General features: G+C 74.4%; 12 protein-coding genes. 8 read left to right on the top strand and 4 right to left on the bottom strand.

What is annotated here, in order from left to right; all coding sequences use genetic code 11:
- Nucleotides 1–4: 4 nt before the first annotated feature.
- Nucleotides 5–10,969, bottom strand: coding sequence for an SDR family NAD(P)-dependent oxidoreductase (locus ACZ7EC_RS27335; RefSeq protein ID WP_471066642.1), 10,965 nt, complete (start codon nt 10,967–10,969; stop codon nt 5–7).
- Nucleotides 10,970–11,405: 436 nt separating this feature from the next.
- Here ACZ7EC_RS27335 and ACZ7EC_RS27330 point away from each other — a divergent pair, with 436 nt between their 5' ends.
- The 4 genes from ACZ7EC_RS27330 to desII are packed head-to-tail and all read left to right on the top strand — an operon-like array spanning nt 11,406 to nt 16,559.
- Nucleotides 11,406–12,629 carry an acyltransferase family protein gene (locus tag ACZ7EC_RS27330; RefSeq protein WP_471066640.1) on the top strand — a complete coding sequence of 408 codons (1,224 nt, stop codon included), beginning with the start codon at nt 11,406–11,408 and terminating at the stop codon, nt 12,627–12,629.
- Nucleotides 12,626–13,840 carry a cytochrome P450 family protein gene (locus ACZ7EC_RS27325; RefSeq protein ID WP_011113118.1) on the top strand — a complete coding sequence of 405 codons (1,215 nt, stop codon included), beginning with the start codon at nt 12,626–12,628 and terminating at the stop codon, nt 13,838–13,840. The genes ACZ7EC_RS27330 and ACZ7EC_RS27325 overlap by 4 nt, the downstream gene beginning before the upstream one ends.
- A 4-nt stretch (nt 13,841–13,844) precedes the next feature.
- Nucleotides 13,845–15,044, top strand: a complete 1,200-nt coding sequence (locus ACZ7EC_RS27320) for a dTDP-4-dehydro-6-deoxyglucose aminotransferase (protein WP_471066638.1) — start codon at nt 13,845–13,847, stop codon at nt 15,042–15,044.
- Nucleotides 15,045–15,086: 42 nt separating this feature from the next.
- Nucleotides 15,087–16,559 (top strand): dTDP-4-amino-4,6-dideoxy-D-glucose ammonia-lyase, encoded by a 1,473-nt coding sequence (desII, locus tag ACZ7EC_RS27315; RefSeq protein ID WP_011113120.1) that lies wholly within the window; start codon nt 15,087–15,089, stop codon nt 16,557–16,559.
- A 14-nt stretch (nt 16,560–16,573) separates the two neighbouring features.
- Here the strand turns inward: desII and ACZ7EC_RS27310 are convergent, their stop codons facing one another.
- Nucleotides 16,574–17,851: an activator-dependent family glycosyltransferase gene (locus ACZ7EC_RS27310; protein WP_471066636.1), complete on the bottom strand. Its 1,278-nt coding sequence runs from the start codon at nt 17,849–17,851 to the stop codon at nt 16,574–16,576.
- A gap of 157 nt (nt 17,852–18,008) precedes the next feature.
- Between ACZ7EC_RS27310 and ACZ7EC_RS27305 the strand changes: the two genes are divergently transcribed.
- Nucleotides 18,009–18,986 carry an NAD-dependent epimerase/dehydratase family protein gene (locus tag ACZ7EC_RS27305; protein WP_471066635.1) on the top strand — a complete coding sequence of 326 codons (978 nt, stop codon included), beginning with the start codon at nt 18,009–18,011 and terminating at the stop codon, nt 18,984–18,986.
- 13 nt (nt 18,987–18,999) lie between these two features.
- Here the strand turns inward: ACZ7EC_RS27305 and ACZ7EC_RS27300 are convergent, their stop codons facing one another.
- Nucleotides 19,000–19,974 carry a Gfo/Idh/MocA family protein gene (locus ACZ7EC_RS27300; protein WP_471066634.1) on the bottom strand — a complete coding sequence of 325 codons (975 nt, stop codon included), beginning with the start codon at nt 19,972–19,974 and terminating at the stop codon, nt 19,000–19,002.
- Nucleotides 19,975–20,127: 153 nt separating this feature from the next.
- Entirely contained in the window at nt 20,128–21,297 is a 1,170-nt protein-coding gene (locus tag ACZ7EC_RS27295; RefSeq protein WP_011113124.1) for a macrolide family glycosyltransferase, read from the bottom strand.
- 427 nt (nt 21,298–21,724) lie between these two features.
- On the opposite strand from ACZ7EC_RS27295, the gene ACZ7EC_RS27290 reads away from it, so the two are divergent.
- From ACZ7EC_RS27290 to ACZ7EC_RS27280, 3 genes are all read left to right on the top strand, one after another.
- The gene (locus ACZ7EC_RS27290) at nt 21,725–23,425 is read left to right on the top strand and encodes a TlrC/CarA/OleB/SrmB family ABC-F type ribosomal protection protein (protein ID WP_471066631.1); all 1,701 of its coding nucleotides are present in this window, start codon (nt 21,725–21,727) and stop codon (nt 23,423–23,425) included.
- A 189-nt stretch (nt 23,426–23,614) separates the two neighbouring features.
- The gene (locus ACZ7EC_RS27285; protein WP_037663946.1) at nt 23,615–24,391 is read left to right on the top strand and encodes a class I SAM-dependent methyltransferase; all 777 of its coding nucleotides are present in this window, start codon (nt 23,615–23,617) and stop codon (nt 24,389–24,391) included.
- 20 nt (nt 24,392–24,411) lie between these two features.
- Entirely contained in the window at nt 24,412–25,041 is a 630-nt protein-coding gene (locus ACZ7EC_RS27280) for a dTDP-4-dehydrorhamnose 3,5-epimerase family protein (protein WP_182790363.1), read from the top strand.
- The last annotated feature ends 98 nt before the right edge of the window (nt 25,042–25,139 follow it).

Genomic DNA, 25,139 nt, shown 5'->3' with positions numbered 1-25,139 from the left:
TCCTTTACCTGTTCGCTGTCGGCTGTTCGTTGTCGCCCAGTTCGTGGCCGAGGGCCTCCAGCAGTTCGTCGAATCCGGCCTCGGCGAGATCCGGCTCCGGGGTGTGCGGGGGGCGGGGGGCGCCGTCGTGCCGGGTGCCGGGCGTACCGGCCCGCAGGGCGGTCAGTACGCGGTCGAGGTGCTGGGCCAGTTCGGCGCGCCGCTCGGCGGGCACGTCGGCGAGTCCGGCTTCGAGGCGGTCCAGTCCGTCGCGGACGGCCGTGGCGGGGTCCTCGTCGTGCGGGTCCGCGCACAGCTGGGAGCGCAGGTGGTCGGCCAGGGCGGCGGGGTTGGGGTGGTCGAAGACGAGGGTCGTGGGCAGGGCGAGCCCGGTGGCCTCGGCCAGGCTCTTGCGCAGGCGTACGGCGGCGAGCGAGTCGAAGCCGAGGGTGCGGAAGGCGGTGTCGACCGCCACCGCGCGGGTGTCCTGGTGGCCGAGGACCGCGGCGGCGTGGGAGCGCACCAGCCGGGTCAGTTCCTGGTGCTGTTCGCTCCGGGGCCGGCCGGCGAGCCGGTCGCGCAGGGTCGCTCCCGCCGCCGGTGCCGGCCGCGCGGGGGCGGCGGGCCGGGCCGAGGGGACCGTGTCGAGCAGGGGGCGCGCGCGCAGGGCGGTGTAGGTCTCGGTGAACCGCGGCCAGTCGACGTCGGCGACGACCACGGCGGTCTCGGCCCCGGCCAGCACCGTCTCCAGCGCGTCGAGCGCCCGCTCCCCCGGCATGGGGCGCACGCCCTGGTCCCGGAGCCGGGCGACGGCCTGCGCGTCGTCCGTCATGCCGCCCTCCGCCCACAGTCCCCAGGCCACGGACGTCGCGGCGAGGCCGCGGGCGCGGCGGTGCTGGGCGAAGGCGTCGAGGAAGGCGTTGCCCGCCGCGTACGCGCCCTGTCCGGCGCTGCCCCACACGGCGGCGCCGGAGGAGAACAGCAGGAACAGGCTCAGGCCGGGGCAGGCGTGCGCGAGGTTGCGCGCGCCGTCCACCTTGGCGGCGAGGACCGTACGGAACTCCTCGCGGGTCATCTCCCGTACGGCGCTCTGCTGGTTCACTCCGGCGGCGTGCACCACGCCGGTGATCGTCGCGCCGTCCGCGCGCAGTCCGCCGGTCAGCGCGGCCACCTGCTCGGGGACGCTGACGTCGCAGGCGTGCACGGTGACACGGGCGCCGAGTCCGGTGAGTTCGGCGACCAGTTCGGGGACGCCCGGTGCCGCCGCGCCCCGGCGGCTGACCAGGGCCAGGTGCTGGGCGCCCCTGGCCGCCAGCCGACGCGCGGTGAGCGCGCCGAGGCCGCCGGTGCCGCCCGTGACAAGGATCGTGCCCTGCGGCACCAGACCGTCCGCGGGGGCCGGTATCCGGTCCGCGCCGGGTGCGGCGGGCAGCAGCCGCCGCGCGAGCACGGCCTGTGCCCGGATGGCGAGTTGGTCCTCCGTGCCGGTCAACGCACGGGCGAACAGGGCCCGTTGGGTCTCTGTCGCCTCCGGTGGCAGGTCCACGAGGCCGGTGTGCCGGGCGCCGCGTTCGAGGGCGGCCGCCTGGCCGAGGCCCCAGACCTGCGCCCCGGCCGGGCAGGTCACCGGGTCGTCCGCGCCGGTGCCGACGGCGCCGCACGTCGCCAGCCAGACGGGCGTGTCGGCGTCCGCCGCGGCCAGTTCGCGCAGCAGGCCGAGCGTGGCCTCGGCGCCGGTGTCCGCGTCGTCGAGGGCCAGCAGGGAGAGCACGCCCGCGTAGGCGCCGGACGCCGCCTCGGTGGCGAGGGCGTCGCGGACGGCGGTGGTCAGGGCCTGCGGGTCGTCGAGCGGGACGGTGACCGGGTGCGGCCGGGCCCCGTGTTCGGCGAGGGCGGTGGCGGCGGCCTCGTACCAGACCGGCCGGCCGGGGCCGGTGCCGGACGGGGCGGGCAGCAGGAGCAGCCAGCGGCCGGCCGGGCCGGCGGAGGCGTCCGTGACGGCGGTCTCCTGCCAGCCGATGCGGTAGCGCCAGCCGGCGTCCGGCCGCGACGGCCCGGTCGCGTCGGGCATCAGCCAGTACCGCTGGTGTTCGAAGGGGTACGTCGGCAGGTCGGCCGGTTCGGCGTCGCCGAGCACGGTCCGCCAGTCCACCGTGACGCCGTTGACGTGCGCCTCGGCCAGGGCGGACAGGAAGCGTTCGGGCGTGTCGTCGTCGCGCTGGACGGAGCCCAGTACGGCGCTGGTGTCGCCGAGCGTGTCCTGCATGCTGCCGTTCAGCACCGGGTGGGGGCTCACCTCGACGAACACGTCGTGGCCCGCCGCCGCGAGCGCCTCGACCGCGGCCTCGAACTCCACGGTGTGGCGCAGGTTGTCGAACCAGTAGCCGGCGTCCAGCTCGGGTCCTTCGACGAAGGCGCCCCGCAGGGTGGAGTAGAGGGGAACGGCGGGTGTGCGCGGGACGATGCCGGACAGCGGTGCGGTGACCGCGTCCCGCAGGGGCTCCATGTGGGAGGTGTGCGAGGCGTAGTCGACGGGGAGTATCCGCGCGTCGACGCCCGCCGCGGCGCAGGTGTCCCGCAAGCCGCGCACCGCCTCGGGGTCGCCGGCCACCACGACGGCGCCGGGGCCGTTGACCGTGGCCAGCTCCGGTGCGCCGGGCGCGCCGCCGAGCAGTTCCTCGGCGTTTGCGCGGCCGGTGCGCAGCGACATCATGGCGCCGGGGCCGGCGAGTTCGGCCAGGGCCCGGGCCCGCAGTGCCACCACTCGCGCCGCGTCCGGCAAGGACAGCGCCCCCGCCACACACGCCGCCGCGATCTCGCCCTGCGAATGGCCCACCACCGCGTCCGGCTCCACGCCGCACGCCCGCCACAACCGCGCCAGCGACACCATCACCGCGAACAGCACCGGCTGCACCACCTCCACCCGGTCCAGCCCCGGAGCCCCCTCCACACCCCGCACCACATCCACCACCGAGAAACCCGCCACCTCCGCCAGCGCCGCATCACACTCCGCCAACGCCTGCGCGAACACCGGCACATCGAGCAGGCCGCGGCCCATCCCCACCCACTGCGACCCCTGACCGGGAAACACCCACACCACACGACGACCCCCACCACCCACACCGGTGACCAGACCGGGAGCCGGCAACCCCTCGGCGAGGGCGCGCAGGGTGCCCGTGGCGTCCGCCACGCCGCGCGCGAGGGCCACGGCCCGCCGGTCGAAGTGCTGCCGTGCCCCGGTGAGGGTCCCGGCCGCGTCCCGCAGCACCGTGTCCTGATGCCGCGTCAGGTGTTCGGCCAGGCGGCGGGACTGGGCGGCCAGTGCGGTCTCCGTACGCGCCGACACCACCAGCGGCACCACACCCGCCGCCTCCAGCACCCCCACCGGCCCACCCGCAGCACCGGCCTCCACCGGCAACGACGGCGCCTCCTCCACGATCACATGCGCGTTCGTCCCACTCACCCCGAACGCCGACACCCCCGCACGCCGCACCCGCCCACCGGACGGCCACGCACGCGCCTCCCCGAGCACCCGCACCCCACCCGAAGACCAGTCCACATGCGACGACGGCACCCCCGCATGCAACGACCCCGGCAACACACCCCGCCCCAACGCCAGCACCATCTTGATCACACCCACCGCACCCGCCGCCGCCTGCGCATGCCCGATGTTCGACTTCACCGACCCCAGCCACAACGGCCGACCCGGATCACGCCCCTGCCCATACGTCGCCAGCAACGCCTGCGCCTCGATCGGATCACCCAGCGCCGTCCCCGTCCCATGACCCTCCACGGCATCGACCTGGTCGGGCGTCAGGCGGGCGGCGGTGAGTGCCTGACGGATCACCCGCTGCTGCGCGGGGCCGCTCGGCGCCGCGAGTCCGTTGCTGGCTCCGTCCTGGTTGACCGCGCTGCCCCGGACCACGGCGAGCACCCGGTGCCCCCGCTGCCGCGCCTGCGAGAGCCGCTCCAGCACCAGCAGGGCGACACCCTCGCCCATGCCGAAGCCGTCGGCGTCGTCGGAGTACGCCTTGCACCGCCCGTCCGCCGCCAGCGCCCCCTGCCGCGAGAACTCCGTGAACACCTCCGGACCCGCCATCACCGACACCCCACCGGCCACCGCCAGCGAGCACTCCCCGTCCCGCAACGACCGCGCCGCCAGATGCAACGCCACCAACGACGACGAACACGCCGTGTCCACCGTCAACGCCGGCCCCTCCAAGCCGAGCAGGTACGCGACCCGGCCGGAGGCGACACTGCCGGTGCTGCCGGTGAGGAGATAGCCCTCGACCTCGTCCCGGCCCTCCAACGGGCCCGCCGCGTACCCCTGGTGGGACATGCCGACGAACACGCCGGTGTCGCTGCCGCGCAGGGTTTCCGGCCGGATGCCCGCCCGTTCGAGCGCCTCCCAGGTGGCCTCCAGCACCTGGCGCTGCTGCGGGTCCATCGCCAGCGCCTCACGCGGGGAGATCCCGAAGAACGCCGCGTCGAAGCCTCCCGCGTCGTCGAGGAAGTTGCCCTGCGGGCGGCCGGTACCGGTGCCCGGCGCGGCGCGCCGCTCCCAGCCCCGGTCGTCCGGCGCCGCGCCGGCCGCGTCGCGGCCGGCGGCGACGAACTCCCACAGGTCCTCCGGGGAACCGATGCCACCGGGCAGCCGGCAGGCCATGCCCACGATCACCACCGGGTCGTCCCCGCCGTCCCCGCCGGACGCCTGTGGGGCGCCGGCGGGCCCGGAACCGGCGACCCCGGCCGCGGGCTCGGGCCGCGCCCCGCCGAAGAGTTCGGCCTCCAGGCACAGGGCGACGGCCCGCGCGTGCGGGTGGTCGTACACCAGGGTGGTGGGCAGCCGCAGGCCGGTCGCGGCCGTGAGCCGGTTGCGCAGTTCCACGGAGGCCAGCGAGTCGAACCCGAGTTCCGTGAACGCCCGGTCCGCGGGGACCCGTTCCGCGTCCCGGTGCCCCAGTACCGAGGCGGCGTGCCGGCGGACCAGGTCCAGCAGCGCGCGTCCGCGCTCGGCGGCGGGCAGCTCCGCGAGGCCGCCGGCCGGGCCCGCGGGTGCGCCGTGCTCCCGGCGCAGCGCCTCGTGTGCGTGCCGGGCCTCGGGCAGCGCGTCGAACAGCCGGGTGGGCCGCTGCGCGGTGTACGCGAGCAGGAAGCGCTCCCAGTCGACCCCGATGATCACCGGGCAGACCTCCGCCCGGTCCAGTGCCGTCCGCAGCGCGTCGAGGGCCTCGGGCGCGGCCATCTCGACGACGCCGTGCCGGCGGAAGCGCTCCGCCACGGGGCCCTCCGCCATGCCGCTGCCGGCCCATGTCCCCCAGGCCACCGAGGTGGCGGGCAGCCCGTCGGCGCGCCGCCGGCGGGCCAGGCCGTCCAGGTAGGCGTTGCCCGGCGCGTAGCAGCCCAGGCCCGGCGCGCCGAACGCGGAGGCGAAGGAGGAGAACAGGACGAACGCGGTCAGGGGCGCGTCCGCGGTGAGTTCGTGCAGGTTCCTGGCGCCCAGGGTCTTGGCGCGGCCGGCCTGTTCGATCCGCTCTCCGGTCAGGGTGTCGAGGGTGCCGTCGTCCAGGGTGGCCGCGGTGTGGAACACCGAGGTCAGGGGCTGGTCCGCGGGCAGCGCCGCCAGGAGCGAGCGCAGCGCCTCGCGGTCGGTGACGTCGCAGGCCGCGAGGGTCACCGCGGAGCCGAGGGCGCGCAGTTCGGCGGCCAGTTCGCCGGCTCCCGGAGCCTCGGGGCCGCTGCGGCTGACGAGGACGATGTGCGGGGCGCCGTGCTGCGCGAGCCACCGGGCGACGTTGCGGCCGATGCCGCCGGTGCCGCCGGTGACCAGCGCCGTACCGGTGGGCTCCCAGCCGCCGGGCGCGGTCCGGGGTGCGGCCCGCTTCCAGCGGCGCGCGAACACCCCGGCGGGCCGCAGGGCGAGCTGGTCCTCACCGCTGCCGCCGGTCAGCACCCCGGCGAGCGACCGGGTGAGCTCGGCGGTGGAACCGGCGGGCACGTCGATCAGACCGCCCCACAGGCCGGGGTGTTCGAGGGCGATGACCCGCCCCAGTCCCCACAGGGCCTCCCGCGCGGGGTCACCGGGGCGCTCGTCCGCCGAGGTGACCTGGACGTCTTCGGTGAGGCACCACAGCAAGCCGTCGAGTCCGGAGCCGGCGAGGGCGCGGGCGAGGGCGACGGTGCCGCCGAGCGAGGGCAGGCCGAGGGGGGTCGCGGCGCCCTCCCCCCGCTCGTCCACGGCCAGCAGCGAGAGCACCCCGATCCGGTCCGCGCCCTCGGCGGCGCGGCGCAGCTCCAGCGCGAGCGCGTCCGGCGCCGGCGCCCCGGCGACCACGAGGTCCGTGACGGTCGCGCCGGCCGCTTCGAGTGCGGCGCGCGCCGCCCGCGTGGCCGGTTCCGCGGCCCCGTCGTACCGGACCAGGAGCCAGCGGCGCGGGCCGGTGGCGGCGGGTTCCGGTGCGGATATGCGCTGCCAGTCGATGCGGTAGCGCAGCGCGTCGGCCGCGTCGTGCGCCGCCCCGCTCGGGGCGGTGGCCTGCGGCGCGGGCTCCAGCCAGTGGCGTTCGCGCTGGAACGGCGCGGTGGGCAGCGGCACCGCGCGGGCCGCCGTGCCGAGGAACACCGACTCCCAGCGCACCGGTACGCCCGCGGCCCAGGCCGTCGCCAGGGCGTGGGCGAAGTCCTCCGCTCCCCCCTGGCCGCGGCGCAGGGTGCCGACCGCCGCCAGGTCCGCCCCGGCGTCCTGCCCGGTCTCCTCGATGGCGGTGGTGAGCACGGGGTGGGCGCTGACCTCGATGAAGGTCCGGTATCCCTGTTCCGTGAGCGCCCTTACGGCCGGTTCGAGGCGTACGGTCTCGCGGAGGTTGCGGAACCAGTAGGCGCCGTCCAGTGCCGCGGGGGCCGCCCAGTCGCCGGTCACCGTGGAGAAGAAGGGCACGGCGCCGCCGGGCAGCGGCTCGATGTCCGCCAGTTCCTCGTGCAGGGCGGCGCGGGCGTCGTCCATGTGCGCGGTGTGCGACGCGTAGTCGACGGGCAGGCGCCTGGCCCGTACGCCCTCCGCGCCGAGGGCGGCGAGGAGGTGGTCCAGGTCGTCGTCGGGTCCGGCCACCACCACCGAGCGCGGCCCGTTCAGCGCGGCGGTCTCCAGCCGGCTGTCGTAGCGGGCGATCCGCTCCGCCAGGTCGGCGGCGGTCGCGGCGACCGCGGCCATGCCGCCGCCGCCCCGCAGCCCGGCGATGACGCGGCTGCGGACGGCCACCAGCCGGGCGGCGTCGTCGAGGGAGAGCGCACCGGCGACGCAGGCGGCGGCGATCTCGCCCTGGGAGTGCCCGATCACCGCGGCCGGTTCCACGCCGTGGGCCCGCCACAGCGCCGCCAGCGACACCATGACCGCGAAGAGGACGGGCTGCACCACGTCGACGCGGTCGCTGGACAGGTCGGCGTCGGGGCGGCCGGCCGCGGCGGCGGCCTCCGCGCGCAGGAAGGGGAGGACGGAGAAGTCCAGGTGCGGCCGCAGGGCCGCGGCGCATTCGTCCAGGGCGCGCGCGAACACCGGCGAGCTGTCGTAGAGCGCCACCGCCATGCCGGCCCACTGCCAGCCCTGGCCGGGGAAGACGAAGACGGGCGAGGCTCCCGGCCGGGCCGTGCCCGTGACGACGCCCTCGGTGCCGCCTCCGGCCAGCTCGTCGAGCGCGTCCAGCGCCGCGTCGTACCCGCCGGGCACGAACGCGGCCCGGTGGCGCGCCGCCGCCCTGGTGGTGGCCAGCGAGAACGCCACGTCCGCGGGGGTGTGTCCGGGCTGCTCGCGCAGGTGCGCGGCGAGCCGGCCGGCCTGGTCCCGCAGCGCGGCCTCGCTGTGCGCGGACACGACCCACGGCGCCACGATCCGGGCCCGCCGGTCCGGGGCGGCGCCCTGCCCGGCCGAGGAGCCGGCGGTCCGGACGTCGCGTGGTGCCTCTTCGAGGACGACGTGCGCGTTGGTGCCGCTGATGCCGAAGGACGAGACGCCCGCGCGGCGCGGCCGGGCGGCGCCGGACCACGGGACCGGTTCGCTCAGCAGCCGCACCTCGCCGCGGGACCAGTCCACCTCCGTGGAGGGGCGGTCGGCGTGCAGGGTGCGCGGCAGCGTGCCGTGGCGCATCGCGAGCAGCATCTTGATGACGCCCGTCACACCGGCGGCGGCCTGGGTGTGGCCGATGTTGGACTTGACCGAGCCCAGCCACAGCGGGCGCCCGGCGGGGCGGTCCGCTCCGTACGCCTCGATCAGGGCCCGCGCCTCGATCGGGTCGCCGAGCCGGGTGCCGGTGCCGTGCGCCTCGACCGCGTCCACGTCGGCCGCGGACAGTCCGGCCTCGGCGAGCGCCTGCCGGATCACGCGGGCCTGGGCCCGGCCGCTGGGCGCGGACAGCCCGTTGCTCGCGCCGTCCTGGTTGACCGCCGCCGCACGGATCAGGCCCAGCACGGGGTGGCCCAGGCGCCGGGCGTCGGACAGCCGCTCCAGCAGCAGCATTCCGGCGCCCTCCGCCATCCCGAAGCCGTCGGCGTCGGCGGAGAAGGCCTTGCACCGGCCGTCGGGGGCGAGCGCGCCGAGTCTGCTGAAGTCGACGAGCATGCCGGGTGCCGGCATCACGGTCGCGCCGCCGGCCAGCGCCAGGTCCGTCTCGCCCGTGCGCAGGGAGCGGCAGGCGAGCTGGAGGGCGACGAGCGAGGAGGAGCAGGCCGTGTCCACGGTGAGGGCCGGCCCCTCCAGGCCCAGTGTGTAGGCGATCCGTCCGGAGGCGACGCTGGTGGTCGTGCCGGTCACCAGATAGCCGCCGACGTCCTTGCCGCCGTCGGCGAGGCGCGGGCCGTACTCCTGCGCGATGACGCCGGTGAACACGCCGGTGGGCGTGCCGCGCACCGACTCGGGGGAGATACCGGCCCGTTCGAGTGCCTCCCAGCCGGTCTCCAGCAGCAGCCGCTGCTGCGGGTCCATGGCCAGTGCCTCGCGCGGTGATATGCCGAAGAAGTCCGCGTCGAAGTCGGCGGCGTCGTGCAGGAAGCCGCCGGAGCGCTGCCGGACCGTGCCGGGCCGCGCCGGGTCCGGGTGCAGGAGCGCCTCCAGGTCCCAGCCGCGGTCCGTGGGCAGGCCCGCCACGGCGTCCTGCCCGTCCGCGAGCAGCTCCCAGAATTGCTCGGGGGTGCGCACCCCGCCGGGCAGCCGTACGGCCATGGCGACGACGGCGATGGGTTCGTCCGGGGTGTGACCGGCCGCCTCCTCCCGCCGCCGCGGGTCCGGCCGGCCGGCCGGGGCGCGGTGCCCGGCGCGCGGGCCGATCAGGTCGTACAGCGCTTCGGTGAGCGCCTGCGGGGTGGGGTGGTCGAACAGCGTGGCGATGGCGATGTCCCGGCCGAGGGCCGCCGCGAGGCGGTCGCGCAGCTGCACCGCGAGGACCGAGTCGATCCCGAGTTCGGCGAAGGTGAGCGAGCCGTCCGCGGCCTGTGCTCCGGTGACGGCGGCGGTCTCCGCGTGCACGAGGCCGGCCAGCCGCTGCCGTACCTCGTGCTCCGGTGTGCCGGGCGGGCACAGCTGCGGCCGGGTGGGCGCGGCGGCCCGGACGTCCGGTTCCGCCGGGTCCGCTCCGGCGTCCAGGAGGTCCGCTCCGGCCTCCGGGAGGTCCGGCAGGCCGGCGTCCGTGGCCGGTCCGGCGCCGGGGAAGGCGGCCGCCCAGTCGATGTCCACCCCGTTCGTGTAGGCGTCGGCCGCCGCGGCCAGGAAGCGCCGCAGCCCGCCCTGCCCGCGCCGCAGCGTGGCGAGCACCGGGTGGCCGGAGCCCGCCGCGTCGAGCGTCTGGCGTACGGCGGCGGCGAGGACGGGATGCGGGCTCAGTTCGAGGAACACGCCGCCCCGTTCGGCGGCGCAGTCGCGCACCGAGCGCTCGAACTCGACGCGGCCGCGGAAGTTGGCGCACCAGTGCTCCGCCGTCAGCTCGCGTGTGTCGAGGACGGCGCCGGTGCGGCTGGAGTAGAGGGGCACCGCGCCCGCACCCGGTGTGAACCAGTCCAGCGCCGCGCGCACGCGGGCCACGACCCGGTCCATGTGCGGGGAGTGCGCGGCCATCGAGACGCCGATCGTCCGGGCGCGGACCCCCTCGGCGGTCAGCTCGGCCACGCACCGCTCGATCGCGTCGGTCGCGCCGGCCAGCAGCACCGAGCGCGGGCCGTTGATCCCGGCCAGCACCAGGTCCGGGCCCCAGTCGGCCAGCCGCGGTGCGACCAGGTCGGCGGGCAGCTCCACCGATGCCATGTCCCCCTTGCCGACGAGGGGTCGCAGCTCCTTGCTCCACCGCGCCACCGCCCTGGCGCCGTCCTCGATCGCGACAGCGCCCGCGGCGTGGGCGGCGGCGAGGTCGCCCATGCTGTGTCCCACGACGGCGTCGGGCTCGACCCCGAAGGAGCGCCACAGCTCGGTGAGGGCGGCGCTCACCGCGTAGAGGGCGGGCTGCACGATCTCGACGCGGGGCACGGTGCCGGGGGCGGCCGCGGTCTCCAGGGCCTCGGTCAGGGACCAGCCGGACTCGGCGGCGAAGACCTGCGCGCACCGCTCGATCGCATCGGCGAACACCGCCGACTCGCCGAGGAGTTCGGTGGCCATGCCGGGCCACTGGGAGCCCTGGCCCGGAAAGACGAAGGTGACGGGCGCCGGGGCGGCGGCCGTTCCGCGCGCGACCGCCGGGTGCGGGCGGTCGTCGGCGACCGCGGCCAGTCCGTCCAGGAGTTCCGCGCGGGAGGAGCCGACGATCACTGCGCGCCGCGGCAGGCGCCGGTCCTGATGGGCGAGCGCGGCGCCGACGCCGTCGGCGCCGGATTCGGGGTGCGCGCGGAGGTGGTCCAGCAGCCGGCGCGCCCAAACGCGCAGCGCGCGGTCGTCCGCGGCCGACAGAACCCACGGCCGGGCCGCCCCTCGGGTGGCGGCGGAAATGTTCTCACCCTGTAGGGGGCTGGCGTTCACACCTGACTCCTAGTTGTCCGCACGTCACCAGGGACCGGGCCTGCGCGAATGACGACCTGAGGAAATGCCGACCACCTGAGAGTCCGCAGACCATAAACGGTCGGCTACCGTCGGCCAGTGGTCAGTCGAAGGTATACCCGCCCCCCTTCCGAACCGATTGAATCTCACTCGACCAATCCCCGGCATTTCAGCGAACCAGCAGGTCACACAGCTATAGTGAGGCTTCATCAGTTTTTTTCGGCGACTGCGGCGCAATCCTCTAGTTTCCCTTTAGCCGGATTCGACCACCCCCCGGAATCATCCTCCTGCCGGAATACGAACGGCTCGGGCAACCCCATTCGCCTTCGGTCCCGCCCACCCGGCATTACCAGCTAAGAGTGGTCCGGACCTCCCGGACAGCGGCAACGAAGAGAAGGGCCGGTGACCCTTGCCACCCATGGACGAAACCCTCAAGCCCTCCCCTGCCGACGCGGCCGGCACAGCGGGAGGCCGGGCCGACCGGCTGCCGTCGCTGACGGGGCTGAGGTTCTTCGCCGCGCTCCTGGTGTTCGTCTGCCATGCGTGGAGCCAGTTCAACCCGCAGGCCGACACCGCCTCGCGGAACCTGGCCTACTTCCTGCTGCCGGCCGGCCCCGTCGGGGTCTCCTTCTTCTTCGTCCTCAGCGGGTTCGTGCTGACGTACGCGGCGCGGCCGGGCGACACCGTTCTCGGCTTCTGGCGGCGGCGGATGGCGAAGATCTACCCGAACCACGTCGTGACGTGGGTGGCCGGTCTCGTCCTGGTCCTCGCCACGGGCGCCGCCCTGTCGGCCGGGACGACGGCCGCCGCCCTCTTCCTCGTGCAGGCGTGGTGGCCGCACATGATCATGACCGCCACGGTCAACCCGATCTCGTGGTCGCTCGCCTGCGAGCTGTTCTTCTACCTGCTGTTCCCCTTCCTGCTCCGGGCGCTGCGCCGGCTGCCGCGGCAGGGGCTGTGGCCGGCCGCGGGCCTGCTGACGGCGCTGATCCTGGCCGTACCGCAGCTGGCCACTCTGCTGCCCGGCAAGGTCATGCCGCTGGCGGGGTACAGCCTCACGCAGTTCTGGTTCGTCTACACCGCGCCCCCGGTGCGCCTGCTGGAGTTCGCGCTCGGGATCGTGCTCGCTCTCCTTGTGCGCAACGGCATGTGGCCCCTCGTCAGCGTCCGGCTCGCCGTCGTCCTGTGCTGCGCCGGATACGCGGTGGCCGGCGTCACGACGATGGTCACCAAGCTGCCCCACCTGTGGGCGATGGTGAGCGCCACCGTCATCCCGCTGGCGGTCCTCATCGCCACGGCCGCCTCCCGCGACCGGCGCGGCCTGCCCTCCGCCGCCCGCCATCCGCGCCTGCTCCGGCTGGGCGAACTCTCCTTCGCCTTCTACCTGGTGCACCACATGATCCTGACGGCCTGCTTCACCGCCGTGCTGCCGGACGGCTTCCGGCCGGGTCTGCTCGGGCTCACCGGCGTGGCCGTCGCGCTGTTCTTCGTCTGCTGGGCGGCGGCCTGGCTCCTGCACACCGCGGTCGAGACACCCGCCATGCGCCGCTGGGGCCGCCCTCCGGCGACCGCCCGCGCGCCCCGTGAGCCGGCCCGCGCATCCGAGCGATCCGAACCCCTCACCGGTGAAAGGACACCATGAACCAGCCGCAACTGCCCGAGATCCCGGCCCTGAACAGCGAGCTGTTCCACACCGACCAGTACGCGACCTACCGGGAGATCCTGGAGCAGCGTCCGGTCACCAGGGTCCGCTTCTACGACGGTTCCCTGGTCTGGCTGGTCAACCGCCACGAGGACGTACGGGCCGCACTGACCGACCCCCGGCTGAGCAACGACCCCATGAAGCAGTCGGACATCGACCTCTCGGCGGCCACCGGCATCCCGGCCGACCTGATCGAGTACTTCCAGCGGAACATGTTCCGCAGCGACGAGCCGGACCACGGCCGGCTGCGCAAGCTGGTCACCAGGGAATTCACCGTGCGGCGCATCAACGCGCTGCGGCCGCGGATCCGGCAGATCGCCGACGACCTGCTGGAGAAGTTCGCCGCCACCGGCGGCGGGGACCTGGTGGAGGCGCTCGCCCGCCCGCTTCCGCTCACCGTCATGTGCGAACTGCTCGGCGTGCCCGAGGAGGACCGCGCGGACTTCCAGACCTGGTCCCAGCACATCGTCGAGAGCAGCCCGGAGTTCGCGGAGCGCAACGCCGTCTCCTACCGCAGTCTGTTCGAGTGCGTCCGCTCCCTGATCCGCCGCCGGCGCGACGAGCCGGGAGACGACCTGCTGTCGGCACTGGTCGACCTGCGCGACGTGGCGGACCGGCTCTCCGAGAACGAACTCATCTCGACGGTGTTCCTGCTGCTCGTCGCGGGGATCGAGACCACGGTGAACGTGCTCGGCACCGGCACCTTCCTGCTGCTGACCCACCCCGGCGAGCTCGCCCGGCTCCGCGCGGACGGCGCCCTGCTGGGGCCGGCCGTGGAGGAGATGCTGCGCTACATGGCACCCATCGAGATCACGAGCCGGCACACCCTGGAGCCCGTCGAGATCGGCGGGGTGTCCATCGACGCGCAGAGCACCGTGCTCATCAACCTGGCCGCCGCCAACCGGGATCCGGCGCGGTTCGAGGACCCGCAGTCCTTCCGGGTCGACCGCAACGACGGCGGCCACCTCACCTTCGGCCACGGCATCCACTACTGCCTGGGCGCCGCGCTGGCACGGGCGGAGGCGGAAGTCACCTTCGAGGCCCTCCTGGAGCGCTTCCCGGACCTGCGACTGGCCGCCTCCGCATCCGACCTGACCTGGCGCCACGCCTTCATGCGGGGCCCGGTCGAGCTGCCCGTCTCCTGGGGGTGAGTCCATGAAGCGCGCGCTCACCGATCTCGCGGTCTTCGGGGGTCCCGAGGCGTTCCTGCGCCCGCTCCTGGTGGGCATGCCCACCGTCGGCGACCGGGCGCGGTTCCTCGCCCGGCTCGAATGGGCCCTGGACAACGAGTGGCTGACCAACGGCGGCCCGCTGGCCACCGAACTGGAGGGCCGCATCGCCGACATCGCCGGGGTGCGGTACGCCGTGGCGACCTGCAACGCCACCGCGGCGCTGCAACTGGTCCTGAAGGCCTCGGGCATCACCGGACAGGTGATCATGCCCTCGCTGACCTTCGCGGCGACTCCGCACGCGGCGAGCTGGGTGGGGCTCGAGCCGGTGTTCTGCGACGTCGACCCGGTCACCGGCTGCCTCGACCCCGGCCGGGTCGAGGAGCTGATCACCCCCGAGACCGGGGCCATCCTCGGCGTCCACCTGTGGGGCCGGGCGGCTCCGGTCCTGGAGCTGGAGAAGCTGGCCGCCGAGCACGGGCTGCGACTGTTCTTCGACGCGGCCCACGCCTTCGGCTGCACCTCCGGCGGCCGGCCGGTCGGCGGCTTCGGGGACGCGGAAGTGTTCAGCTTCCACGCCACCAAGACGGTCATGGCCTTCGAGGGCGGCGCGGTGACCACCGACGACGGCGAACTGGCCGAACGGCTCGTGGCCCTGCGCAACTTCGGCATCGACCGGGACAAGTCCGTGACCGCGGTCGGCATGAACGCCAAGATGAGCGAGTGCTCGGCCGCGATGGGTCTGACCTCCCTCGACGCCTTCCCGGCGACCCGCGAGCGCAATCGTGAGAACCACGCCCTCTACCAGGCGGAACTGAGCGGCGTCCCCGGCACCGAGGTGCTCTCCTTCCACGAGCAGGAACGCAACAACCACCAGTACGTGATCCTGCGGACGGACCGCACCGTCACCGGTCTGCACCGCGACCGGCTGCGGGCCCTGCTGCAGGCCGAAAAGGTCTTCCCCCAGCTGTACTTCTCGCCCCCCTGCCATCTGATGCCCGCCTACCGGACCGACCCCCCGCTGCGGCTGGAACACACCGAGCACCTGTCCGAGCAGGTACTCGCGCTGCCCACCGGGCCGTCGGTGTCCTTCGAGGACATCCGCCGGGTGTGCAGCATCATCCGGCTCGCCGCGGAGCGCGGCGCGCAGATCGATGCGATGTGGGCCCAAACAGCGCTCTCCTGAGCGCCGTCCGTCCCCCAGTCCGACCCGGAGGTAACAGTTCTCGTGGACACCGTCCAAGCGGCAGCGCCCGCCCCCGCGATACAGGACGCGGCACGCCCCGGAGGCGACCGTGCAGCGGCGATCGAGGCGGTGCGCATCCGCCTCGGCCAGCTCGGCGACACCGGCGACGGGGCCCGGCAGCGGGCGGAGCACCTCGTCGACCTGGCGACGCGGTACGGCTCCCACCCGTTCACCACCCTGGAAGAGGCCCGCCACCTGCTGGGCGTGGACCGCCCGGCCTTCGCCGCGCTGCTCGGTCTCTTCCACCGGGTACCCGAGCTGAGCACGGCCGTGCAGCGGGGCCCGCAGGGGAAGTACTGGACCAACACCATCCTGCCGCTGGAGCGGACGGGCGCGCTCGACGCCGCGGTGCACGGCCGCCCGGCCTTCCCCTACAGCGTCGGCCTGTATCCGGGGCCGACCTGCATGTTCCGCTGCCACTTCTGTGTGCGCGTCACCGGCGCGCGCTACGAGACGTCCGCGCTCAAGGCGGGCAACGCCATGTTCGCGTCCGTCATCGACGAGGTGCCCGAGACACAGCCCTCGACGGTCTACTTCTCCGGCGGGCTGGAACCGCTCACCAATCCGGGGCTGGGCGAACTCGCGGCGCGCGGCGGCCGGCGCGGCCTCGACATGACGCTGTACACCAACGCCTACGCGCTCACCGACCGCACGCTGGAGCGCCAGCCGGGGCTGTGGTCGCTGCACGCGATCCGCACCTCGCTGTACGGGCTGAGCGACGAGGAGTACGAAGCCACCACGACCAAGCCGCGCGCCTTCGGGCGGGTCAGGGAGAACCTGGGCGCGTACATGGAGAGGCGGGCGGAGCACGGCGCCCCGACGCGGCTCGGCCTCAACTACATCATCCTGCCCGGCCGGGCCGACCGGCTCATGGACCTCGTGGACTTCGTGGCCGGCCTGGACGAGCGCTCCCCCGGCCGCCCCCTCGACTTCGTGACGGTGCGCGAGGACTACAGCGGGCGGGACGACGGCCGGCTCGCGGCCGACGAGCGCGCCCGGCTGCGCGACGCGCTGCGGGACTTCACCGCGTACGCGCGGGAGCGGACGCCCTCGCTGCACATCGATCTGGGGTACGCCCTGGAGAGCCTGCGCAGCGGGGTGGACGCCCGGCTGCCGCGCATCACCCCGGCGGCCATGCGCGGTTCCGCGCACCCGCAGATCGCGGTGCAGGTCGACCTTTTGGGCGACGTGTACCTCTACCGCGAGTCGGGCTTCCCCGGCCTGGCCGGCGCGGACCGCTACATCGCCGGACGCGTCACCCCGGACAGGAGCCTGCACGACGTCGTCCGCGCGTTCGTCGAGAGCAATCCGCATATCGAGCCGCGGCCCGGCGACGAGTTCTTCCTCGACGGATTCGACCAGGTCGTGACGGCCCGGCTGAACCAGATGGAGCAGGACGTCGCCGACGGCTGGGGGGCGTACCGGGGTCTGCTGGGCGCGGACGCTCCGGCGTGAGCGTGCCCCGCGGCTCAGCCCGCGGCCGCCGCCACGGGCGCGGCGGCCCTGTGCCTGCCGGTGAGTTCCTCCAGCACCGGCACCACATCGTGGGGGCTGCTCTCCGCGCGGACCTCGCCCCGCAGCCGGCGGGCCCCGTCGAGGAACGAGGGTTCGGCGAGCACCCGCGCCACGCTGTCCCGCAGGCCCTCGGCGGTCACCTCGCCCTCCCGCAGCAACAGGCCGGCGCCGGCGGCGGCCGTCTGCTGCGCCCGCAGGACGGTGTCCCAGATGAACGGCACCATGACCTGCGGCACCCCGTGGTACAGGGCGGTCGACCAGGTGCCGAAGCCACCGTGGTGGACCACCGCCGCGCACGTCTGCAACAGGACGTCCAGCGGGGCGAAGCCGACGACCCGGACGTTGTCCGGCAGGGGGCCGACCGCCCGCAGGGCGGCGGCGTCGGCGGTGACGACTATCTCCGCGTCGACCTGCGCGAGCACCCGGAGGTAACGGTGGAAGACGGCCGGGTCGGCGGTGAAGCCGGTCCCCGTGGAGCCCGTCGTCAGGCACACCCGGCGCCGGGGCCCGGCCGTGCGCAGCCAGTCCGGCACGACGGCCCGGCCGTTGTACGGCACGTACCGCAGCGGCACCGTCGGCAGCGACAGGTCGAGCCGGAACCGCTCGGGCAGCAGGTCGACGCTCCACTGGCCGACCACCAGCTCCTCGTCGAACGGCACCCCGTGGCGCCCGGCGGCGTCCGCCAGCCACTCCCGCAGCGGGTCGGGGCGCCGTCCGGCGGGCTGCTCGGCGAGCCGGTCGAGGAACGTCCGGCGGAAGTAGGCGTTCAGGTCGCTCGCGCCGAGCACACGGGCGTGGGCGGCGCCGCACGCCCGCGCCGCGATGGCCCCGGCGAACGTGTACGGCTCCCACAGCACCAGGTCCGGCTGCCACCGGCGGGCGTACCCGACCAGCTCCCGGACGAACGACTCGTCGTTGATCACCGAGTAGAAGTAGGGCACCGACAGGTCGTACAGACGGAACACGTAGTCCCAGTCGAAGACTTCGGGGCGGGACAGGTCGATGTCCGCGGAGTACCGCTGGATCTCCGCGCCCTTCTCCTGCATCGCCTCCATCAGCCGGTGGTCCGCCCCCACGGGTACGGCCGTGAGCCCGGCGCCGGTGATCTCGTCCGCGAAGCCGGGCTGACTGGCCACGCGCACCTCGTGTCCCGCGGCACGCAGCGCCCCCGCGAGGGGCACCATGCCGTGAAAGTGCGAAGTGTGTGCGAAAGCCGCGATGAGCACACGCATGAGCCGACTCCCCAGACTCGAAAACAACCGACGGACGGTCGGTGATTCTGCCGAGGCGGCCGCGTTCTGCCTACGCGAGGCGATCCTCCCTGGACACGGGGACGAGTCTCTCTCGAGGGCGCGGCGCGGCGGCACCCCACGAAAAGAGGCAGCAGCAATGGCCGGTCCCCTTTCCCCCGGCACCGGGCGGGACACCTCCCGCCGTCCCCTGATCGTCGTCCTGGGCGCCTCCGGGTACATCGGATCGGCCGTGGTCCGGGAACTCGCCCGCCGTCCGGTGCGGTTGCGCGCCGTGGCGCGCGGGCCGTTCACCGTGCCGGCCGGCGGCCGCGCGGAGGCGGCGGTGATGCGGACCGACCTCACCGCGCCGGACGCCGTCGCCGAGGCCGTCCGGGGCGCCGACGCGGTGATCCACCTGGTGGCCCGCATGACGGGGCGGGGCTCGTGGCGGTCGGCCGCCTCGGACCCGCAGACGGAGCGGGTGAACGTGGACCTGGTGCGCGAGGTGGTCGAACGCTGCGCGGCGCCCCCCGGCGGGCGGCCGGCCCCCACGGTCGTCCTCGCCAGCACCAACCAGGTGACGGACGGCGGCCCCCCGCGCAGCGCCTACGCCCGGCAGAAGGCCGCCGCGGAGCGGCACCTGCTCGATGCCGCGCTCCGGGGCACCGTCCGCGGTATCGCGCTGCGCCTGCCCACCACGGTCGGCAGCGAAGCGGGCGTGGCCCCCGCGATGGCCGGCCGGGCCCTGGCGGGCGAGGCCCTCACCCTGTGGCACGACGGCGCCGTGCGGCGCGAGTTCCTCGATGTGACCGACGCGGCCCGCGCGCTCGTCACCGCGCTGGACCACGCGGCGGACCTCGACGGCCGGGCCTGCGCGGTCGGCGGGCACGTCGTCGGGCTCGGCGAGCTGTTCCGGGCCATCGCCGCCAGCGCGGCCCGCCACACCGGCCGCCCGCCGGTCCCGGTGCGGTCGGTGGCCCCGCCCGAGTACGCCGAGACGGGCGACTTCCACGACCTCCGGGTCGACTCCTCGGCCTTCCGGGACGTGACCGGCTGGCGGCCCGAGGTCCCGCTGAGCCGGGCCGTCGACGACGTCGTGGCGGCGGTCGCCCGGCGCCGGGCACCGGTGCGTTGACGAGCGCGGGCCGTCAGCCGCCGCGCCGCGCGGCCGCGTAGACGTCCTCGACCAGCGCGGCCTGGTCCGTCAGGGCCCGGCCGGTGAGCGGGGACGGGGTGCCCGAGCGGATGCCCTCGGCGAAGGCCGTCAGCACGGAGCGGAACTGGTCGTGCGGGGGCACGGCGAACTCCTCGTGGGATCCGTCCCGTTCGAGGCGGACGACGGCGGTGTGGTCCGGGGGCGGTGTGTAGGCCCTGGGGACGACGATGCGTCCGGTGGACCCGGTCAGTTCGTAGCGGCCGCGGTAGGCGTGTTCCAGTCCGAACCCGAGGTGGGCGACGGCGCCGCCGGGCGCGGCGAGCAGCGCCGCCCCGCCGGTGTCGACGCCGGTGCGCGCGTCCCGCTTGAGATGCGCGCCGACGACCCGCAGGCCGGGGCCGAGGTAGCGCAGGGCGGTGCGCAGCGGATAGCCGCCGACGCCGGTGAGCGCGCCGCCGCCCAGGTCCCGGCGGTGGCGTATGTCGCCGGGCAGTTTGCCGGGAATGGTGAAGTCGGCTGTCAGGGAACGGATTTCACCGATCCTTCCGGCGGCGACCAGGTCGTCGACCACCCGGTGCTGGGGATGGCAGAGGAACATGTAGTTCTCGAACAGGGTCCGGGCGCGGGCGCGGGCGAGGTCCCGCAGTTCGCCCGCCTGCCGTGCGGAGACGGTCATGGGTTTCTCGCACAGGACGTGCTTGTCCGCCTCCAGTGCCCGCCGGGTCCACTCGGCGTTGAGCGCGGGTGGCAGCGGGATGTAGACGGCGTCGAGGTCGCACCGGTCGAGCACGGCCTCGTACCCGGTCACCGGCCGGCCGCCGAACCGCCGGGCGAACACGGCCGCCTTGGCCGCGTCCCGGCTCCCGATCGCGACCACCTCGACGCCGGGATGGCAGGCGAGCGCGGGCAGCATGCGCCGCCAGGCTATGTCGGCGCAGCCCAGCACGCCCATCCGTACCCTGTCCATGGCAGTTCCTCCTCGTGGCGCAGCGTGGGGCCCGTCGCCGCAGCCCCGAGGCGGCCCGAGCGGGCAGGGGGCGCTGGGACCTCCCGCTGGATCTTGCCGGACCCGCGGGCCCCGGCGCCGCTCCCTGATCCGGCCTGATCCAGCCGAAAGCTCCTAGGGCAGGGCGGACTCGATGATGTCGGCGGCCCGCCGGGTGCCGCCCTCGGCCCGCACCTCGGCGCGCAGCGCGTCCGAGCGGCGGCGGACCTCCGGGTCGGCGGTCAGCTCCAGCAGCGCCGTGCGCAGAGTATCGGCGGTGGCGTCCGCGGTGTCGATACGGCGGGCAACGCCGAGCGCGACGAGCCGGTCGGCGTTGCCGGACTGCTCGGCGCCCAGCGGCACGGCGATCATGGGCACGCCGGTGTACAGCCCCTCGCTGCTGCCGCCCATGCCGGCGTGCGTGACGAAGGCGTCGGCCTGCTCCAGGATCGCGAGTTGCGGCACCCAGTGGTGCACCTCGACGTTGGGCGGGATCTCCCCGAGCTCCCGCGCGTCGGTCCGCCTGCCGATCTGGAGGACCACGTGCCAGCCGGCCAGCGGGCCGAAGGCCGCCAGGCACTCGCGGAAGAACTCCGGGGGCGGTGTGTAGGCGGAGCCGGGGGAGACCAGCAGCACCTTCCGGGCGCCCGGCGGCCGGGTCCAGCCGCCCTGCTCGCTGCGGTCCCCCAGGCAGGGGCCGACGAAGGTCACGGCGCCGCCGTCCACGCGGTCCGCGTGGGGCTGCATGGCCCTGCTGATCAGGGCGACGGTGCGGGCGGGCATGCCGGTGAAGGTGTCCACGTCCAGCGTGGTCGCGCCGCACCCGGCCAGCCAGGACGCGAACCGCCGCCGGTACGCGTCGGCGCCCGGCAGCTGATTCAGCAGGTCCCCGACCTCGTCCTGGTAGCCCTTCCAGGCCACGTAGCTCGGGGACAGCTGCACCAGCGGGCGGCGGTGCGCCTCGGCGAGGGCGCGGCCCGCGAAGGAGCCGATGTCGTAGAGGTAGAGGTCGGCGGGGTCCTCGTCGTAGTGGGCGCGCAGCCGGGGCAGGGCCTGCATCGCGTCGTCGAGGAAGAGGGAGGCCGCCGCGATCGGGTCGTGCGGCCAGTCGTTGTCGGCGACGGGCAGGGTGGTGGGGCAGGGGACGAACTCGGCGCCGGTGGACCGGATCAGGTCGGCGACGTTCGGGGCGTCGGCGTACGTCACCCGGTGCCCCCGTGCGACGAGTTCCCGGATGACCTCGATGCCGGGCAGGACATGGCTGACGATGGGGCTGCCGATCATCGCGATGTGGCGACGGAACATAGGGCTGTGCTCATTTCGGTGCTGGGCGGTTCGCCGGGAAGAACGAGCGCGGGCGCGAGTGCGCGTCTGCCCGCCGCCACGGGTGCCGAAAACGATCGGGGCTTGGCCGGTTCCGTCCGGGTGGCGTCCCACCGCATCGGGATCTCTGCTAAGATCCAATGCGTGATTACCGCTTTCGCCGCCGCAGGCTTCTACTACATCTGACGCCGCCCCCGCGAGCACTTCAGGCTCCGGGCGCCACAGGCACGGCGCGCGCCGCTCCTTGAGCGGCCCTCCAGCGTCGTTCAAGCGCCGCACTGGTCTGTCACGACAGCCTTCTGTTCCGTGTCCTGCGCCATGCGGTCATGCCTTTCTCCGGCAACCCGTTCGAGCAGTGCTCGCCCTCGGTCGACCTTTCGGACCCACGGATGAAACGGCGTGCGTACTCATGCATAACTCCCCCTCCACTTCCTCTTCCCCCGCCCTCGTCGAGGAGCGCCCGGCGGCACCGGACGCCCAGTCGCCGGGCGGCTTCCAGGTCGTCCTGGACGACATCCAGCTCAGCCGCGGCAACCGCCGCCTGCTGGACGGCGTGCACCAGTCCGTCGCCCTCGGCGAACGCATCGGTGTCATCGGGGAGAACGGCTGCGGCAAGTCCTCCCTGCTGCGGCTGCTCGCCGGGCTGGACAAGCCCGACGCGGGCCGGGTGCTGGTGCGTGCCCCCGGCGGCACCGGCTATCTGCCGCAGACACCCGAGCTGGCACCCGACGACACCGTGCGGGACGCCATCGACCACGCCCTCGCCGAACTGCGCGCGCTGGAGCAGGAACTGCGCCGCTGCGAAGCGGCGATGGCCGAGGCGGACGGCGACGAACTCACGGACCTGCTGGCCGAGTACGGCAATCTCATGGAGGCCTTCGAGGCGCGCGACGGCTACGCGGCCGACGCCCGCGTGCAGGCCGCCATGCACGGCCTGGGCCTGGCGTCCGTGGACACCACACGGCGGCTGGCCAGCCTGTCCGGCGGTGAGCAGGCGCGGTTGGGCCTGGCCTGTGTGCTGGCCGCCGCACCGCAGCTGATGCTGCTCGACGAGCCCACCAACCACCTGGACCGGAGCGCGCTGGAATGGCTGGAGGAGCACCTGCGCTCCCACCGCGGCAGCGTCCTGGTCGTCTCCCACGACCGCGTCTTCCTGGAGCGGGTCGCGACGGCCCTGTGGGACGTCGACGGCGAACAGCACACCATCCACCGGCACAGCGGTGGTTACGCCGGCTATGTGAAGGCCAAGGCGGCGGCGCGGCTGCGCTGGGAGCAGCAGCACCAGGAGTGGAAGGAGGACCTGGCCCGCCAGCGCGAGCTGACGCGCGCCGCGACGGACCACGCGGCCGCCGGGCCGCGGGGCAACACCGACCGGACGAACGGCCGTCATCAGCGCAGTGTGGAGAAGCAGATCTCGGCGCGCGTGCGCAACGCCAAGGAGCGGCTGCGCCGGCTGGAGGAGAACCCGGTCCCCCGCCCGCCCAGGCCGATGCGCTTCGCCCCCCGCATCCAGGGCGGCGACGCCGCGGGCACCTCGGTGGTCGCCGGGCTGTACCACGTCGAGGTGGCGGACCGGCTGCACGTGCCGGACTTCGAGGTGCGCCCGGCGGAGCGCGTGCTGATCACGGGTCCGAACGGAGCCGGCAAGAGCACCCTGCTGCGGGTGCTGGTCGGGGATCTGGAACCGGACCAGGGCACGAGCGTCCATCCGGCGCGCACCGGCTGGCTGCCGCAGGAGACCCCGGTGACCTCGCCCGGACTCAGCCTCCTGGAGGCGTTCAGCCAGGGGCTGCCCGGTGACGCCGAGGCACATCGCGGGGCGCTGCTGGGCCTCGGGCTGTTCCGGCCGTCGGATCTGGCCACCGCGGTGGGCCGGCTCTCCGTCGGCCAGCGCCGGCGGCTCGCCCTGGCCCGTCTCCTGCACGAGCCGGTGGACCTGCTGGTGCTCGACGAGCCGACGAACCATCTGTCGCCGGCGCTGGTGGAGGACCTCGAAGAGGCCCTGTCGCACTACCGCGGGGCACTGGTCGTCGTCTCCCACGACCGCATGCTCGAAAGGCGGTTCAACGGCCGCACGGTGCGGCTGGAGGACGGCTCGATCCGCGACTGATCCGGCTGTTCCTGTCACGCACCCCGTGCAACGATCCTCGGGGTTCGCCGGGGGGAGTCGGTACGCGCAGTGGCGCGGCGCCGTGCGGACTCCCCCGCCGGTCCCCTCCGGCGGTTCGCGGGGACCGGCCCCCCGGCAAGTGACCACGTTCCGGTTCTTCTGAACCACTGGCGAAAGGAACGGCCCCTCATGGCCAAGGACGGCTTCACCGACCCGCGCATCGTTCCCCACGAGTCGGAGCAGGAACGGGACGCGCGTGAGCGGCTCACCAAGCTCCTCGTGGACAGCCCCATCCCTCCGAAGTACCTGATCGACAACCTGCCCGTCTATCTGCGCCGCCATCAGCTCGCCGATCTGCTCAGCATGGACGCGCTGTACCGGATGCTGCCCGAGATACCGGGCGTCATCATGGAGTTCGGGGTACTGCACGGCCGTCACCTGGCCACGCTCACGGCCCTGCGCAGCATCTACGAGCCGTACAACTCGCTGCGCCGCATCATCGGCTTCGACACCTTCACGGGCTTCCCCGACGACATCGACGACGTGGACAAGGTCAGCACGAGCGCCCATCCCGGACGCTTCGCGGTGCCGGAGGACGAGGTCGGCCATCTGCGCGAGGTCCTGGCGGCGCACGAGGCCGGCGAGCCCTTCGGGCACACGCAGCGTTCCTTCGTCGTCCAGGGCGACGTACGCGAGACGGTGCCGCAGTACCTGGCGGACAACCCGGAGACGGTCATCGCCATGGCCTACTTCGACCTGGATCTCTACCAGCCGACCAGGGAACTGCTGGAGGCGATCCGGCCGCATCTGACCAAGGGGAGCATCCTCGCGTTCGACGAGCTGGCCCACCCCAAGTGGCCCGGTGAGACCACCGCGCTGCGGGAGGTCTTCGGCCTGGACCACGCGCCGTTGCGCCAGCTGCCCGGCCGTGAGCCGCCGGTCATCTACCTGAAGTGGGGCGAGTGAACGGATCGCCGGCCTCCGCGATGACGACTCGACCCATCGGCGCGACCGCGCCCACGACCGTCCGGGAACTCGCCGTCGAGGGTGCCTACGAGTTCACCCCCACGGTGTTCCCGGACAGTCGCGGCCTGTTCGTGACCACGTATCAGCAACCGCAGTTCACGGAGACGACCGGGCACTCCTTCCCCGTCTTCCAGACCTGCCAGAGCCACTCGCGCCGCGGTGTGGTGCGCGGTGTGCACTTCACCTCGACGCCTCCCGGCATGGCCAAGCACGTCTACTGCGGGCGGGGCCGGGCGCTCGACTTCGTCGTCGACCTGCGGGTCGGCTCGCCCACCTTCGGAAAGTGGGACACCGTCCAGCTCGGCGGGGAGAGCTTCCGGTCGACGTATCTGCCGGTCGGCGTGGGCCATGTGTTCGTGGCGCTGGAGGACGACACCACGATGGTGTACCTCATGTCCGGTCCGTACGTGGCGGAGAACGAGCTGGCGGTCTCCCCGCTGGACCCGGCGCTCGGCCTGCCCGTCAGACTCGACGACGTCGAACCGGTGCTGTCCGAGCGCGATGTCGCGGCTCCCTCGCTGGCCGGGGCTCTGGAGGCGGGCATTCTGCCGGACTACGAGACCTGCCTGGCGCTGGAGGCGGCCCTGTAGGGACCGCGGGGGGGGGGGGGGGGGGGGGGGGGGGGGGGGGGGGGGGGGGGCGGGGGGGGGGGGGGGTGGGGGGGGGGTGGGGGGGGGGGGGGGGGGTG

It is taken from the genome of Streptomyces sp. NPDC037203 (genome assembly GCF_055605065.1).
The sequence above is the reverse complement of the archived record's forward strand: the minus strand, read 5'-3'. Positions and strand labels throughout refer to the sequence as shown.

Coding starts and splice junctions, on each gene's coding strand:
- ACZ7EC_RS27330 (WP_471066640.1), top strand. CDS start 11,406: ATGGACGAAACCCTCAAGCCCTCCCCTGCCGACGCGGCCGGCACAGCG.
- ACZ7EC_RS27325 (WP_011113118.1), top strand. CDS start 12,626: ATGAACCAGCCGCAACTGCCCGAGATCCCGGCCCTGAACAGCGAGCTG.
- ACZ7EC_RS27320 (WP_471066638.1), top strand. CDS start 13,845: ATGAAGCGCGCGCTCACCGATCTCGCGGTCTTCGGGGGTCCCGAGGCG.
- ACZ7EC_RS27310 (WP_471066636.1), bottom strand. CDS start 17,851: ATGCGTGTGCTCATCGCGGCTTTCGCACACACTTCGCACTTTCACGGC.
- ACZ7EC_RS27305 (WP_471066635.1), top strand. CDS start 18,009: ATGGCCGGTCCCCTTTCCCCCGGCACCGGGCGGGACACCTCCCGCCGT.
- ACZ7EC_RS27300 (WP_471066634.1), bottom strand. CDS start 19,974: ATGGACAGGGTACGGATGGGCGTGCTGGGCTGCGCCGACATAGCCTGG.
- ACZ7EC_RS27295 (WP_011113124.1), bottom strand. CDS start 21,297: ATGTTCCGTCGCCACATCGCGATGATCGGCAGCCCCATCGTCAGCCAT.
- ACZ7EC_RS27290 (WP_471066631.1), top strand. CDS start 21,725: ATGCATAACTCCCCCTCCACTTCCTCTTCCCCCGCCCTCGTCGAGGAG.
- ACZ7EC_RS27285 (WP_037663946.1), top strand. CDS start 23,615: ATGGCCAAGGACGGCTTCACCGACCCGCGCATCGTTCCCCACGAGTCG.
- ACZ7EC_RS27280 (WP_182790363.1), top strand. CDS start 24,412: ATGACGACTCGACCCATCGGCGCGACCGCGCCCACGACCGTCCGGGAA.